The sequence below is a fragment of the Vibrio fujianensis genome, from assembly GCF_002749895.1.
Taxonomy (GTDB): domain Bacteria; phylum Pseudomonadota; class Gammaproteobacteria; order Enterobacterales; family Vibrionaceae; genus Vibrio; species Vibrio fujianensis.
Genome location: NZ_NBUS01000042.1, coordinates 51104 through 66495, shown reverse-complemented (window position 1 = coordinate 66495; position 15392 = coordinate 51104). Strand labels below are relative to the sequence as shown.

Annotated in this window: 10 protein-coding genes and 1 tRNA gene; 9 read left to right on the top strand and 2 right to left on the bottom strand. The window is 43.0% G+C overall.

The window, feature by feature from the left end:
* The 8 genes from B7C60_RS18735 to B7C60_RS09160 all read left to right on the top strand — a co-directional run.
* Positions 1-266: hypothetical protein (locus B7C60_RS18735; protein ID WP_245869094.1), on the top strand; the 266-nt coding region annotated here is incomplete at its 5' end.
* A 233-nt stretch (positions 267-499) separates the two neighbouring features.
* Positions 500-676 (top strand): methylation-associated defense system helix-turn-helix domain-containing protein MAD1, encoded by a 177-nt coding sequence (mads1, locus tag B7C60_RS09190; RefSeq protein WP_099611395.1) that lies wholly within the window; start codon positions 500-502, stop codon positions 674-676.
* A complete protein-coding gene (locus tag B7C60_RS09185) occupies positions 673-2172 on the top strand; it encodes a type I restriction-modification system subunit M (RefSeq protein ID WP_099611394.1) in 1500 nt (499 codons plus the stop codon). Before mads1 ends, B7C60_RS09185 begins: the two co-directional genes overlap by 4 nt.
* Positions 2169-3653, top strand: coding sequence for a type I restriction-modification system subunit M (locus B7C60_RS09180; protein WP_025503343.1), 1485 nt, complete (start codon positions 2169-2171; stop codon positions 3651-3653). The genes B7C60_RS09185 and B7C60_RS09180 overlap by 4 nt, the downstream gene beginning before the upstream one ends.
* Positions 3646-4788 carry a restriction endonuclease subunit S gene (locus tag B7C60_RS09175; RefSeq protein ID WP_099611393.1) on the top strand — a complete coding sequence of 381 codons (1143 nt, stop codon included), beginning with the start codon at positions 3646-3648 and terminating at the stop codon, positions 4786-4788. Before B7C60_RS09180 ends, B7C60_RS09175 begins: the two co-directional genes overlap by 8 nt.
* A 10-nt stretch (positions 4789-4798) precedes the next feature.
* Complete coding sequence (locus tag B7C60_RS09170) at positions 4799-7861, top strand: type I restriction endonuclease subunit R (protein ID WP_099611392.1); 3063 nt, start codon at positions 4799-4801, stop codon at positions 7859-7861.
* Positions 7862-7871: 10 nt separating this feature from the next.
* On the top strand, positions 7872-8681 hold the full coding sequence (locus B7C60_RS09165) for a Hachiman antiphage defense system protein HamA (RefSeq protein WP_099611391.1): 810 nt from the start codon (positions 7872-7874) through the stop codon (positions 8679-8681).
* Entirely contained in the window at positions 8671-11787 is a 3117-nt protein-coding gene (locus B7C60_RS09160; RefSeq protein WP_099611390.1) for a DEAD/DEAH box helicase, read from the top strand. The genes B7C60_RS09165 and B7C60_RS09160 overlap by 11 nt, the downstream gene beginning before the upstream one ends.
* A 266-nt stretch (positions 11788-12053) precedes the next feature.
* Here the strand turns inward: B7C60_RS09160 and B7C60_RS09150 are convergent, their stop codons facing one another.
* Together B7C60_RS09150 and B7C60_RS09145 are read right to left on the bottom strand one after the other, a co-directional pair.
* Complete coding sequence (locus B7C60_RS09150; protein WP_099611389.1) at positions 12054-13283, bottom strand: integrase domain-containing protein; 1230 nt, start codon at positions 13281-13283, stop codon at positions 12054-12056.
* 165 nt (positions 13284-13448) lie between these two features.
* Positions 13449-13524: transfer RNA gene (locus B7C60_RS09145), tRNA-Asn, on the bottom strand.
* Positions 13525-14208: 684 nt separating this feature from the next.
* On the opposite strand from B7C60_RS09145, the gene B7C60_RS18730 reads away from it, so the two are divergent.
* Positions 14209-15392, top strand: a 1184-nt coding sequence (locus B7C60_RS18730; protein WP_245869091.1) for a DEAD/DEAH box helicase family protein, incomplete at its 3' end; no start/stop codon positions are given.

Genomic DNA, 15392 nt, shown 5'->3' with positions numbered 1-15392 from the left:
AAGGCAAGGAGAACGATACCGTCATTTTGGTACTTGGTTGTGACACAAGAAACAGTGGCGGGGCGACTTGGGCCTCTTCAAAACCAAATTTGTTGAACGTAGCGGTTACCCGAGCCAAAAAACACTTGTATGTCATCGGCGATATTCAGGTTTGGTCCGACAAGCGCTATTTTGATAAAACATACAGTAAGTTGAATCATTTTAGTCTGAAAGACTATTCGCAGAGCGATAGTACAACGAAACACAAAGACCCATTGCCTGTTTAGGTTAGTAATAGTTCTACACTTACGAGTTGCTGAATTATCAATATAGTTTGGAAGCTATCACTGCATTGATAACTATGAAACAAATCTCCACCAGCTTTCACTGGTGGAGATTCGTAGTTTTTCTATGCACTCAGTCTTGTATTGAGTTATCTCACATTGCCGATTCCCCAATTTTCCCATATTCTCTCACCATTAATTCTGATGAATAAAACCAACATGAGATAACACTCTGAATGGTAGACCAAATTTTAACCTTGAAAGAGGTGGCTGCTTACCTAAAGTTGGCCGAAAAAACAGCATATAGATTAGCAATCGAAGGAAAGCTTCCTGGTTTCAAAGTCGGCGGTTCTTGGCGTTTCAAACGTGAAGACCTTGAAGCGTGGATAGAAGAGAATAAGAGCAAGCAATGACATTAATTAATCTCAAAGACTTAGAAGCGCACCTTTGGCATGCGGCCCACATCATAACGGGACCAATTGACGCTTCAGACTATAAAACCTACATCTTCCCAATCTTGTTCTTTAAGCGTATCTGTGATGTTTACGATGAAGAGTTTGAAGATGCAATGGAGCAAGTGGGTGATGAAGAGCTTGCAAAAGGCGATATGTTTCACCGCATTCAAATTCCAGCAGGTTGCCACTGGAAAGATGTGTTTGCAGAAACCAAAGACATCGGCCAAGCTCTAAAAGATTCATTCCGTGGCATTGAGCTAGAAAACCCACAGCTGCATGGCATTTTTGGTGATGCGAGCTGGACCAACAAAGAACGTCTATCAGACGAACTGTTATCGACACTACTCAACCATTTCAACAAGGTTAACCTTGGCGTATCGAGTGTGCGTAATGATGATATGGGTCGTGCTTACGAATACCTCATCAAGCGCTTTGCTGATAAAGCAAACAAGAAAGCAGGTGAGTTCTACACACCGCGTACTATTGTTCGTCTTATGGTGAATATTCTAGACCCACAAGCTAATGAAAGTGTTTATGACCCAGCTTGTGGTACAGGCGGTATGCTGCTTGAAACCATCCACCATGTTAAAGAGAACGGTGGTGACCCACGTCTACTTAAAATCAAAGGTCAAGAGAAGAACCTGACCACCGAAGCGATTGCTCGAATGAACTTGTTCCTACACGGACAAGAAGATTTTGAAATCGTTCGTGGTGATACACTTCGTGATCCTAAGTTTTTGAAAAATGACCAACTAGAAAACTTTGACTGCGTAATCGCTAACCCACCATTCAGCTTAAAAGAGTGGGGACATGATTATTGGACAAGTGATCCTTATGGCCGTGCAAGCTTTGGCTTAGCACCAAAAACGAACGGAGATTTTGCTTGGGTTCAGCATATGTTTGCTTCATTGAACGATGAAGGGCGAATGGCGGTAGTGCTGCCACATGGTGTGCTTTTCCGTGGTGGTGCAGAAGGTAAAATTAGAACCAAGCTATTAAAAGAGAATCGCATCGTGGCGGTAATCGGTGTGGCATCAAACCTGTTCTACGGTACAGGCATCCCTGCTTGTATTCTTGTGTTGCGCAAAGCAAGACCAGAAGAGCATAAAGACCATGTTCTGATTGTTAATGCGGAAGAGATCTTTACTAAAGGCAGAGCGCAAAACACCTTGTCAGAGCCTCAAGCTGATGAGATTTACGACATCTATCAGAAGATGCGTACCAAAGGCCCTAAAGCAGACGACATTGAAGGTGTCGCACGTTGGGTGCCACATAGCGAGATTGAAGAGAACGATTTCAACTTGAACATCGCTCGTTATGTACAAAAGCCGCTCGAAGAAGAAACCATTACCGTTGAAGAAGCATTGAAAGATTTCCAGCAAAAATTAGCAGCCTTAGAGGCCGCTGAACAAGAGTTAGAAGCCTTATTACTCAAAGAGGGCTTTGAGCTATGAATAAAAACAAACTAGAAGAGCTACTGTGGGGTGCTGCCGAGTTCCTGCGTGGCCAAATTGATGCGTCTGATTACAAGCAGTACGTATTCCCACTGCTGTTCTTTAAGCGTCTATCGGATGTATATCTAGAAGAGTATAACGAAGCGCTAGAGCTGCACGAAGGTGATGCTGAATATGCGGCTATGCCGATGTACCACCGTTTCGATATTCCAGAAGAAGCAAGCTGGGAGAAAGTTCGCAACACTAGCAAAGACATTGGTGAAGCGATTCAAAATGCTTTGCGTTTGATCGAAGCAAAGAACGAGCGTTTGCACGGTGTATTTGGTGATGCGCAGTGGACCAACAAAGAGCGTTTGCCAGATCACTTGCTATCAGACCTTATTCAGCATTTCAGTAAAATCCCGTTAGGTATTAAGTCTGTTGCTCAAGATGACTTAGGTGAGGCCTACGAGTACTTGATCAAAAAGTTTGCCGATGACTCAGGCCATACTGCAGCCGAGTTCTATACCAACCGTACCGTTGTGCATTTGATGACTCGTATCATGAAGCTTAAGCCGGGTGAGAGTGCGTATGACCCAACCTGTGGTACGGGCGGTATGCTGCTTAATGCTGTGATGGATTTACGCTCGCAAGGTGAAGAGTGGCGTGGCGTTCACTTGTACGGCCAAGAAGTAAACTTGCTAACGTCCGCAATCGCACGTATGAACATGTTCCTGCATGACATTGAAGAGTTTGATGTTATGCGTGGTGATACCTTAGGCGATCCTAAGTTTATCGAGAACGACCAACTCAAACAGTTTGATGTTATTTTCGCTAACCCGCCGTACTCCATCAAAAAGTGGAACCGTGAAAAGTTTGCGGCTGACCCGTATGGGCGCAATATGTACGGTGTGCCACCACAAGGTTGTGCGGATTATGGCTTCTATACCCATATCATCAAAAGCTTAAAACCCGATACGGGCCGTGCAGCCATGCTTTGGCCTCATGGGGTGCTGTTCCGCGATTCTGAGCAAGCGATCCGCAAGCAGGTGATTGAGTCTGACATCATTGAAGCGGTGATAGGGCTTGGACCAAATCTGTTCTACAACTCGCCAATGGAATCGTGTGTGGTCGTGCTTAATTGCAATAAGCCTGCTGAGCGCAAAAACAAGATTCTCTTTATCAATGGTGTAGAACATGTAACCCGCGAGCGTGCCCACAGCCGCTTATCTGATGATGATTTAGATGTGCTTTGTGAAGCTTATTTCAAACCAGACAATCAAAGTGACATTACCGCGTTGGTTGATTTGGATACTATTAGTGAAAACCAATACAACTTATCTATTCCACTTTACGTGAAAGCTAAGGTTAGTGAGGAAGTACATGATATCGAACATGCTATTGAGTCATGGAAAATGAGCCGAGTACAACTTAAGAAGCAAACTAACAAACTATTTAATAGCCTCGCGAAGTTAGGTTACGAGGTAAAGAACGATGACTGATAAGCAAACTGTAAAATTCGGCGATATCTGTAAAGAGGTAAAGTTAACGACTAAAGACCCGATTGGTGATGGTTACGAGCGTTACATTGGCCTTGAACACTTAGATTCTGGTTCGTTAAAAATAAAACGTTGGGGGATGATTGCTGATGATTCACCTAGCTTTACCCGAGTGTTTAAAAAGGGGCATATTCTTTTTGGTAAACGTCGGCCTTATTTAAAGAAAGCTGCTATTGCAGAGTTTGATGGGATTTGTTCCAGTGACATTATTGTTATGGAAGCAAGTGGCGATAAGTTAGTAGAAGGGTTACTGCCTCACCTTGTTCAAAGTGAAAAAATGTGGTCTAAAGCTTCACTAACATCAGCAGGCTCGCTTTCTCCTCGAACAAAGTTTAAATCGTTAATTGACTTAGAATTTCAGTTACCAAATTTAGATGACCAAAGTTCATTATTGGCAATTTTTCATAAAATTGAAGAGTCTAATGATTGTTCAACTTATGTTGCTAACAACGCAGAAAGGTTAGAAGATTTAATTCTGTTAGATGCAGTTCGAACTTTGCCCGCTGAACAGATTAAAAAAACTAAGCTTTCTGATATTTGCGAGCAAATAACTGTTGGAATCGTAAATAAGCCGGCTGATCTTTACTGTGAAAATGGTATTCCAGCATTGAGGTCTCAGAACGTCAAGCGTGGGCGCATCTCATTAGATAATCTAGTTTACATAACTCAAGAAGGACATGAAGCTAACAAGAAGTCACAAGTTCATCCTGGTGATGTGGTTGTTGTTAGGACAGGTTACCCAGGTACAGCAAGTGTTATTCCTGAAAGCTTAGAAGTTGCTAACTGTGTTGACATTCTTATTATCAGACCAAATACAACTTTGATAAATCCTGAATATCTAAGTGCGTATATAAACAGTCCTTTAGGAAAAGGCCAGATATTGGAGGGGGCTGGAGGTTTAGCTCAGCAACATTTTAACGTAAAAGCCCTGAAAGAAATGCTCATTGACTTACCTTCTATTACTATGCAAGAAACAATTGCTAATAGTGTTAATGAAGTTGTCAAATTAGCTTCTAAGAATGAAGAAAATGCTGCGAAAAGAAAGAAGATGGTAGATGCGCTAAAGAGTAGCATCTAAGGAGCTTAAAATGTTTAACGAACAAACCGTCACTGAAAATGGAATTATTGACCGTTTACAAGGCTTAAGCGGAGTGAAGTGGAATTACTGCCATGGTGAGAGCTTACCCAAGCAAACACACGATATCTTCGTTGATACTTGGCTTAAAGACGCGCTTTGTTCGTTAAATCCTGATATTGGTAACAATCCTGATTATGCTGATGAGGTTATCTACAAACTTCGTGGCTTGATGTTGGAAGCTAAGCATACTGGTTTAGTCAAAGCCAACGAAAATTTTCATGAATGGTTAATGGCAGAGAAAAGCCTACCGTTTGGTGAGAACGGCGACCATATCACTATCAAGCTAATTGACTTTGATACCCCTGAAAACAACCACTTTGTTGTTTCTCAACAGGTTCACTTCATTGCCGCGACAGAGGCGTTTTTCGATATCGTTCTCTATGTAAACGGTATTCCGCTGGTGGTGGGGGAAGTAAAATCCACTACTCGTCCAAGTGTCACTTGGCAAGATGGTGCTGCTGATTTTATGGGCGGCCAAAAGCACTACTGGAAAAATGTTGAGCCTTTCTTTGTGCCAAATCTTCTGTGCTTTGCTTCTGAAGGTCGCACCTTTGCTTACGGTGCAATTAATGCACGAGTGAAAGACTGGGGACCTTGGCATAAAACCGATCAGCGAGATGAGATTCCAGCTAGCTTAGCCACGGTGCTTGATAGTTGTGAAGGCTTATTGAACCCAGAAACCTTGCTACAAATGCTTGAGTCTTTCGCGCTGTTCTCTACTGTGAAAACAGGCAAAGACACCCCACCTAAACGCATTAAAATCTTACCGCGTTACCCTCAATTTGAAGCCGCAAAGCAAATTGTTGAGCGTGTAAAAAAAGGCTATCCGAAAAAAGGGCTTATCTGGCACTTCCAAGGTTCAGGTAAGTCACTGCTGATGCTTTATGCTGCTCGCATGCTTCGTGCGGATAATAAGTTGAAAAATCCAACCGTGCTGATTGTGGTTGACCGCCGAGATCTCGATAGCCAAATTAATGAAACCTTCGGTGGGGCCGATGTAAAAAACCTCATCAAAGTACAAAGTTGTAAAAAGCTTGGCGAGCATATAGAACAGGATAGTCGTGGCATTTTAATCACCACCGTCTTCAAATTTAAAGACGTCGAAATTGATGAGAGCAATGAAAACGGCCTAAACAGTCGTGACAACATTATTGTGCTGGTGGATGAAGCGCACCGCACTCAAGAGGGATCTCTTGGCGACAAAATGCGCTGGGCGCTACCTCATGCTCACTTCTATGGCTTAACAGGTACGCCGATTTCTGGTATTGACCGTAATACCTTCAAACTCTTTGGTGCCGAAGAGGATGAAGGGCGTTATATGAACCGCTACAGCTATAAGCAATCCATACGAGATAAAGCGACAAATGCAGTGAAGTTTGAGCCTCGTTTGGCCGAGCTTCGTGTGGATCGTGCCGCAATTGATGAAGCCTTTGAACAAATGGTCAAAGACAACGACCTAGACGATGACGAGAAAATGGCATTGTCAAAACGTGCTGGCCGCTTAGCGATTATGTTGAAGGCGCCAAAGCGCATGGCGGCGGTAAGTGAAGATATTGCCAACCACTTTGTAAGCCATGTAAAGCCAAAGCAGATGAAAGGCATGGTTGTGGTCTATGACCGAGACGCTTGTGTGCAGATGTATTACTTACTTGGTAAAAAACTAGGTTTTGATGCGGTAGAAGTGGTCATGAACGTCGACCAAGCACCGATCAAAGATGAAGACGCAAGTAAGAAAGGTAAGGTTAACAAGGACTGGCGTAAATGGAAGCAAGACCTTGAGCTTCCTATCCTCGAGTCAGACTTTGAACGCTGGCAAGAGATTGATGGTAATGACCAAAAGCAAAAGAGTCTGATTGAGGATTACAAAGATCCAAAGCAACCACTTCAACTGCTGATTGTGACCGCAAAACTGTTAACAGGATTTGATGCACCTATCTGTTACTGCATGTACTTAGATAAGCCATTACGTGACCATACCTTGTTGCAGGCGATGTGCCGTACTAACCGTTTGTACGAGACTGACAATGTTAGCAAGCAAATGGGCCTCATCATTGATTACCTTGGCGTATTTGAGAACTTGCGTACCGCACTTGCTTACGATCCTGAAGAAATCGACGGTGTGGTAGAAGGTATCGAGGCCTTTAAAGAGTTACTGCCAGCTCAACTTGATAAGTGTTTAAGCTTCTTCCCTAACGTCGACAGAACCATCGACGGCTTTGAAGGGATTATGGCAGCGCAAGCTTGCTTACCGACCAACGAGAAACGTGATGAATTTGCAGCCTCTTTCGGAGTGTTAGCTAAGTTATGGTCTGCGATTAACCCAGATGCTTTCCTTACGCCTTACAGAGCAGACTACAAGTGGCTGGTTCAAATCTATGAATCAGTACGCCCTGTAGGGCAAACCGGCTCTCTTGTTTGGGCTGCTTTAGGTCCAGAAACCATTAAGATGATTCATGAACATACCGATATTAATCGCATTCGTGACGACATTGATGAATTGGTTATGGACGAGCATGCCATCTTCACCCTGACTGAAAAAGAACAAGAGAAGCGCGCAAGTCAGTTAGAAATCGATCTAATGGGCCGTCTACGTGGCAGCGGTAATCCGAAGTTTATCGCTCTCGGTGAGCGCTTAGAAAAACTACGCCAGGATTATGAAGCAGGTGTAATCAAAGCTATCGACTGGTTAAAAGGGCTGCTTGATACGGCCAAAGATACGGTGCAAGCCGAACGTGAAACAGGTGACTCACCAGTAACCCAAGAAGACAATAAACAAGCACTGACCAAACTGTTCCTAGAAACTCGCCCTGAAAGCACCCCTAAGCTAATCGGCGATGTAGTAGAGCAGATAGACAAGATTGTAAAAGCCAAACGCTTTAAAGGCTGGCAAAGCTCGAACAGTGGTCCAAGAGAAATTCAAAAGGCACTGCTACTGACACTAGCCCAGTTTGGTTTAGGAAAAGACAAAGAGCTGTTCGCCAAGGCGTACGGTTATATTGAAGAGCATTATTAGGAAATACAAAATGCCGTGGACTAATGAGCATATTCAGTGGCTACAAGATACAGGAAGTGTTTTAACACTAGCGTGCGGTAAGCAAGCGCCTGTTTATCGGTTTCATCACGATGTAAATGATCAAATTAAAATGTCCGCGTGGGCTAAGCACTTTAGGAATCACTATTGTGACGATAATCAAATAGATTTATTTAAGGCTCCAGGGCAATCCCGTGCTGATTATTTACTATCGATGAGGTTTCCTAGTAGTACAACCGCACCAGGTCCGAGTATTCGAGCTGGAGATTTTGCTGAAATCCTAGTCGCAGATTATTTGACGTATTTGCATAACTACACGGTTCCTAGAACTCGTTATGACCGAAAAGGTGTGCCGAATGAATCTACCAAGGGTTCTGACGTGTTAGCTTTTAAGTATAACCAAGCCAGCCCAGTCGATGATGAACTGTTAGTCTATGAGGTTAAAGCTAAGTTGAGTGCTGGACCTAAATCAATGCTTCAAGAAGCTATAGATCACTCAGCGAAAGACCAATTACGTTTGGCGGAATCTCTGCATGGAATTAAGCAAAGGATGATTGATCGAAATGAGCTAACTAGTGTGGGTATGATCAATAGGTTTCAAGATTCAGTAAATCAGCCTTATCAGTTGAGATTTGGAGCTGCTGCGGTCTGTTCTGATAGTGCATATGATGCAACGTTACTCGCTGGAGCTAACACTGCTGAGCATCCACATGTTCAAGATTTAGAGTTATTAGCCATTCAAGGAAGTGAGTTAATGGCACTTGCTCATGCTCTGTACGAGAGGGCTGCTCATGAGATTTGAGAATCAATCTTCGAAACTACTTTCGATTACTAAGTCTAAAGCAAAGATGTACGAGTTTGGTTTAGATGAAGAGCATCACATTCGCCTGACAGAATCGCCAACCAAATTACTATTAATGACAATTGGTATCTTAGGCGATTTATGTCGAGAAGAACTTTCTCCTGAAAAAGACGCCGCTATTTACGAATTGAGAAAGGGCGAAATCCGAAATGTAGCAAGGTATTTCGATGCTCTGATTGGTTCAAAACTACAAACTGAATATGACTATTATCTTTGTCTGTTAGGTGCTGCATCATACTATCTTGCAGACATGCCTGGAAGTTCCGTTGTTTTGTCCAACAAGCTTGATGAATTAAGAGTTGATCTAACTGCCTCAAGAATTGAGAAATTGTTGGAGTGGTTGTTAAAAGGAAGCTTTGTAGAGCCTCTACGCTTGGATGAAGAAACCGCATTAGCCCCTTTGATGTTAGAACTATCTGAGTCGATTAGTGCCTATATTGGTTCAGACATAAGTGCTCGGTCTAACACTCTCAACACATCTAAGAGTATTCGTAGATTCTGTCACGAAAATGGCAGTGATCGAGAACTACTGATAGCAGATATAGTTGCTTCGGTTGTCGAACGTAAGATGAATAACGCTTCAATTAACCTACTTCCCGCTTATACAGGCTTACCAGTTGAGGCTTGGCTTCCATCCTTGGTTAAGAAGACGTTTGTTAGTGAGTTTTGGCCTGCTCAAAGATTGCTAGGAGAGGCAGGGGTCTTGAGCGGACAATCTGCGGTAGTTCAGCTCCCCACTAGCGCGGGAAAAACGAAATCAGCAGAGCTAATAATTCGCTCATCTTTTTTGTCCGAAAGGGCGACTGTTGCGGTAATTATTGCTCCTTTTCGTTCGTTATGTAGGGAGATTAGTTCCTCACTTTCTTTGGCGTTCGCTGGCGACGACGTGTTAGTTAATCAACTTAACGATGTTCCCCAGATTGATGGTTTTGATGTGGAATTATTCTCACAGCTCTTTGGTAAGGCAGAAGAAGCGCTGAATGAGGCACCAACTATTGTGGTTGCTACACCCGAAAAGCTAGTTTACCTGCTACGACATAAACCAGAATTGGCTGGGGCTATTTCGTTAGTTATATACGACGAAGGACATCAATTTGATACTGGTGCTAGAGGGGTGACTTACGAACTACTTTTAACGAGCTTAAAAAGAGAGTTGAGAGAGCAGACCCAGCACGTATTGATTTCTGCCGTGTTATCAAATGCGGAGTCTATAGGTGACTGGCTTTATGCTGGAGAAGGTAGTGTCGTTAATGGTGCAGAGTGCTTATCTACAGAGCGAAGTATAGCTTTTGCTAGCTGGCGAAGAGGTAGAGGGCAGTTCCACTATGTTGAACCTTTCAATATAGATGAAGAACAATTTTTCGTTCCTAGAGTAATGGAATCGCTAGAGCTTCCTAAGCGAGGCAATGAAACAGCTCAACGATATTTCCCTCCTAAGGGTGATAAGTCACTAGTTGCAGCGTATTTGGGCATCAAACTGTCTGAGCACGGTCCTGTAGCTGTATTTTGTGGCCAAAAAAGTTCAGTTATAAAGATTTGCCGAGAAGTCCTTAAACCGTTGGAGAGAATTGAGCAACTCGATGATCCAATACGTTACAGTGATCAAGATGAAATCCAGAAAATTGGGAAGTTGGCGGAACTGCACTTAGGGAGTAGCTCGGTTGTTACTAAAGCGATAAAACGAGGAGTTCTGCCTCATAGTGCAAGCATTCCTAATGGTTTAAGGATTTCTGTTGAATATGCAATGGAAAATGGGCTCGGCCGTTGTGTAGTCTGTACATCAACCTTAGCTCAAGGTGTGAACCTACCGATTAAATACCTAGTTGTTTCAGGTGTATTTCAAGGTAAGAAGTTAATATCCACTCGAGATTTTCACAATCTATTGGGCAGAGCTGGTAGAGCAGGAAAGCACACAGAAGGTAGCATTATTTTTGCTGACACCGAATTATTCGATGGTCGCCTTGGTTCCAAGAGAAGAGAGTGGGCTCAAATGAATAACTTATTGGACCCGTCTCAATCAGAGAGTTGCTTAAGCAGCCTCCTGACGTTGGTCCAGCCTTTTATTGAAGACCCATTCAACATTGATCCTATTAAGCAGATACAGTCACCCGAAAAATATGAAAGACTTAGTATTCAGGCCGCTGATCGCCAGGGGATTGATATCACAAGCCTACTGAGACAAATGCAGCAACGGGTAGGTTACATAGAAAGTCTTGAAAGCTATCTGCTTGCTAACCTCGCTAGCAATGAGATGCTTGATGGTGAGGCTTTGACTGAACTTTGCTATGGAACATTTGCTTATAACCTTGCTTCTGATACTGAAAAAGAAAAGCTAGTACAAGTTTTCAAGGTGGTAGCGGAGCGAGTAAAGCAAATTGAAGTCGAAAAGCGTCCATGTTTTGGTAAAGCTCTTTTGGGTATCAATGAGCTACAGTTTCTTGAAGGTTGGTTAGTGGATAACATAGGGGCTTTAGATGAAGGCGCGGATGTTTTAGGTACGTTAGAGTCTCTCTGGCCTGTTATAGAAAACTTAGGCATGAATAATAGCCTGGGTAAGCTTATCGGTGAAAATGCACCACTGCTTGTTGCTAAGCAATGGTGCTCTGGTGTTTCGTACAATGAAATTTTATTGAAAGCGAAGAGAGAGAATTTCAAATTTAGGGCCGGTAGTCAGCAATGGAATTTGAAAATAGAAAACATTACTGACATTTGTGACGGTGCTTTGGGCTACGAAGTGATGTTGATAGTTGGTGCGTGTGCTGACTTAATAGAAAGCCTATTTGGTAACCAACCACTTGCTGATTCCTTGCGTGATTTACAGCTGTCTCTCCGTATAGGATTGTCGGATCACATTGCGAAGGAGTTGTATGCTATTGGTTTGGCTGACAGAGCTGTCGCTTCGATCATATCAGATAGTATTGTTAAGTCTGGTGCTGAGGTGACCGAGTATGGCAAGAGGCTCGCTGTAGCTCATCGGGCAATTATCGAGCCTGAGTTGCACAAACTCCCAACAGTATTTTCCAACTCTCTTTATGGATACGCATAGCCTATTGGGAGACTAATTGATAGGTTTATATTACTTTTAATTGCTTGGCTCCAGTAACAGAAAGGCTGCCTTTGGCGGCCTCCTCTATATGTCCGCTCCACCAGCTCATCATAGGGCGGCGGCGTTCAAGGTAGTTAGGTACTACATACTTGGTTATCAATTCCAAAACCCACGTATAGTAAGCGATGAGGTTGGTTGAAACACTCATATATCCTTAGCCGCTAGTTGTTGCTTTACTAGCGGCATTTTTGATTGAAAGGAAAGTATTATTGGTTAGCCGCGCAAACCGACCAGCTACCCTTAGAAGCCTCTTCAATGCAGTTACTCCACCAGCGTAGCATTTCTCTACGTTGATTAAGATATAAAGCCCGGTTGTAAATACCTCTAATTTGGTTTTTGTCCACGTGAGCTAGTGCTAGTTCAATGACATCATTATGAAAGAGTTTAGTTTCATTTAGTGTCGTGCTAGCTAGAGCTCTTAGACCATGGGAAACCAAACGGTCTTTAAAGCCCATACGTTTAAGGGCAATGTTAGCAGTTTGGCTGTTACTCGGCCTCATCGGGTCTTTATAGGAAGCGAATATGTATTCGCTTCCACCATTTATTTTTTTCATCTCATTCAACAGATTTAAAGTCTGCGGAGTTAGAGGCACTAGGTGATCCCTTCGCTTCTTCATCCTATCTGCTGGAATAACCCATAGATTTTCATCCCAATCAATCTCATCCCAACGAGCTTGCGCTGTCTCAATAGGTCGGGTCATGGTATGCAGTTGCCATTCAATCATACATCGAGTGGTATACATGATACTGGCCCGTCCTAGGGTTCTCATTAACTCAGGAAGTTCGTCGGCACTGATTGATTTCATATTGGTGACGGTAGGTTTCAAGAACGCAGAACTGATTTTGGCTAAAGGGTTGTACTCAATAAGTCCCTTATTCTGAGCAAAACTCATAATTTCGTTCACACGTTGGCAGATCCTTTTCAGTGTTTCTAGGTGTCCTTTAGCCTGAAGTGGCTGAAGGGTATTTATCACTAGAGGTGCAGTAAGCTCAGTGATAGGAGTGTTGCCAAGCTTCGGTAGCAGATGAAGATTTAAAGCTCGCTGAAGGTTCACCATTGTTTTCTCACTGATGGTTGCGCTCTTTACTGTTAACCAACTGTTTGTGACTTCAGCTAATGTGGATAGTAAGCGCTGTTGCTCTATCGTTTGTTGGTTCTTGAGTTTGACTTGAGGATCAATGCCAGCTTGCAGCGTTTCTATCGCGCCTATAGCCTTCTTTCGTGCATTTGTTAGGGAAAGGCTAGGGTAACTGCCAAACGTCATGTTGGCGCGTTTACCGTTGTGTGGACGTGTATAGTTGAATAGCCACGTCTTTGTACCGTTTGGTTTTACACGTAGACGAAGGCCGTTACCATCAAAGAGCGTGTACTCTTTATCTTGTGGTTTAGCGTTAGAGATTTGTTTATCTGTTAAAGATTTAGTTGTTCTTGCCATGATTGGTACACCGTAAATTGGAACATACGGACAATGTACCTATTTGTGTACCTAAACTTCTAAGCTAGTACGAGTCAGGAAAAGACGTTAAGAGAATGCAATCCCTTGAAATAGCTAGATTTAGATACAAAAAAAGACGTCCTAGGACGTCTTTCTTCTGGAATTTGGCTCCCCCTGCGGGACTCGAACCTGCGACATACGGATTAACAGTCCGCCGTTCTACCAACTGAACTAAGGGGGAATCGATTGTTGTTGCGGATGTTAGCGACTGGCATTCAAAGTGTCAACTCATACGGTGTGAAAAAAATAGTTTTTTTTTACATTAAGGACTTTACTTTTCTGTATCCCTTATCCTGTTTGGCCCCAATTTACTTATCCACCAAATTTGTGGATAAGTGTGTTGATGGTTGTTGGGTAATTATTTCTTTTCTATTTTTATTTTTATGTTTTAGCAGTGTAATCGATTTCTTTCCTGCTTAACTGTTTGTTTTTAAATGTTTTTGTTGTTTTATCAACAGATAAGGAAAGTGGGTGGTTAATAGCGTGAAATATACAAATTTTAAATGTATTTAAGAAAAATGGGGAAAACCAGTGGATTATTTACAGGTTAATGCCGGGGAGGGGTATCACTAGGGTTGAGGATAATAGCAAAGTAAAAAGAGGTTGGCTACGATTTGTTGTGAACTTTTAGCGATCTACCACGCAAGATTTTTCTGTAAGAGCCAGCGTTTTTATTCTTTTGTTACTCGTTAAGATGGCCGGTTTAGATTTGAACGGACGCGCTGACTTTATTGAGCGAACACTATCCTGCTGGAGAGAAAAGCATTCAGCTATTTTAAACGTTAATGCAACACTTTTACTTGCTAGTCAAGGCTGGGATGCGGAGAATATCCGGTATAAAAATCGCTAACATGGAAAGATGATAATGAGCAAAGCATTTGAGTTGGTTTCGCACTATCAACCTTCGGGAGATCAGCCCGCAGCAATTCAGCGCCTGTTAGAAGGGATTGATGCAGGACTCGCGCATCAAACATTATTGGGTGTCACCGGATCGGGAAAAACCTTTACGTTAGCCAATGTGATCGCTCAAGCGCAGCGTCCGACGATTTTATTAGCACCGAATAAGACCCTAGCCGCTCAACTGTATGGAGAGATGAAAAGTTTTTTCCCACATAATGCTGTGGAATATTTTGTTTCTTATTATGATTATTATCAGCCTGAAGCTTATGTTCCGACAACCGATACCTTTATCGAGAAAGATGCTGCCGTTAATGCCCATATAGAGCAGATGCGTCTTTCTGCAACCAAAGCGTTACTCGAACGAAAAGATGCCATTATCGTGGCGTCGGTCTCTGCCATTTATGGTTTGGGCGACCCTGACTCTTACCTGAAAATGATGCTGCATTTACGTCGTGGTGATGTGCTCAATCAACGTGACATGCTTCGTCGTTTAGCTGAATTACAATATACCCGTAATGAAATGGCATTTGAGCGTGGTCAGTTTCGAGTCCGAGGCGAGGTCATTGATATTTTTCCTGCTGAATCGGAACAAGAAGCCGTTCGTGTAGAGATGTTTGATGATGAGGTGGAATGCATCAGTTTATTCGACCCGTTAACGGGAGCCATTAAGCAGCGTGATTTAGCGCGTTATACCATCTACCCTAAAACGCACTATGTTACGCCTCGAGAGCGCATTCTGGAAGCCATTGAGCAGATCAAGCAAGAGCTACAGCTTCGTCGTCAATACTTGCTTGAACATAATAAGTTACTGGAAGAACAGCGCATCACGCAACGGACTCAGTTTGATATCGAAATGATGAATGAATTGGGTTTTTGCTCTGGTATCGAAAACTATTCTCGCTATCTGAGCGGCCGTAGTGAAGGCGAGCCGCCACCCACGCTTTTTGATTATTTGCCTCATGATGGTCTATTGGTAATCGATGAATCACACGTCACGGTGCCACAAATTGGCGCAATGTATAAAGGGGATCGTTCACGTAAAGAAACGTTAGTTGAATTTGGATTCCGCCTGCCTTCTGCGTTAGATAATCGACCATTAAAATTTGAGGAGTTTGAAGCGCTCGCACCACAAACGATTTTTGTGTCCGC

Coding starts and splice junctions, on each gene's coding strand:
- mads1 (WP_099611395.1), top strand. CDS start 500: ATGGTAGACCAAATTTTAACCTTGAAAGAGGTGGCTGCTTACCTAAAG.
- B7C60_RS09185 (WP_099611394.1), top strand. CDS start 673: ATGACATTAATTAATCTCAAAGACTTAGAAGCGCACCTTTGGCATGCG.
- B7C60_RS09180 (WP_025503343.1), top strand. CDS start 2,169: ATGAATAAAAACAAACTAGAAGAGCTACTGTGGGGTGCTGCCGAGTTC.
- B7C60_RS09175 (WP_099611393.1), top strand. CDS start 3,646: ATGACTGATAAGCAAACTGTAAAATTCGGCGATATCTGTAAAGAGGTA.
- B7C60_RS09170 (WP_099611392.1), top strand. CDS start 4,799: ATGTTTAACGAACAAACCGTCACTGAAAATGGAATTATTGACCGTTTA.
- B7C60_RS09165 (WP_099611391.1), top strand. CDS start 7,872: ATGCCGTGGACTAATGAGCATATTCAGTGGCTACAAGATACAGGAAGT.
- B7C60_RS09160 (WP_099611390.1), top strand. CDS start 8,671: ATGAGATTTGAGAATCAATCTTCGAAACTACTTTCGATTACTAAGTCT.
- B7C60_RS09150 (WP_099611389.1), bottom strand. CDS start 13,283: ATGGCAAGAACAACTAAATCTTTAACAGATAAACAAATCTCTAACGCT.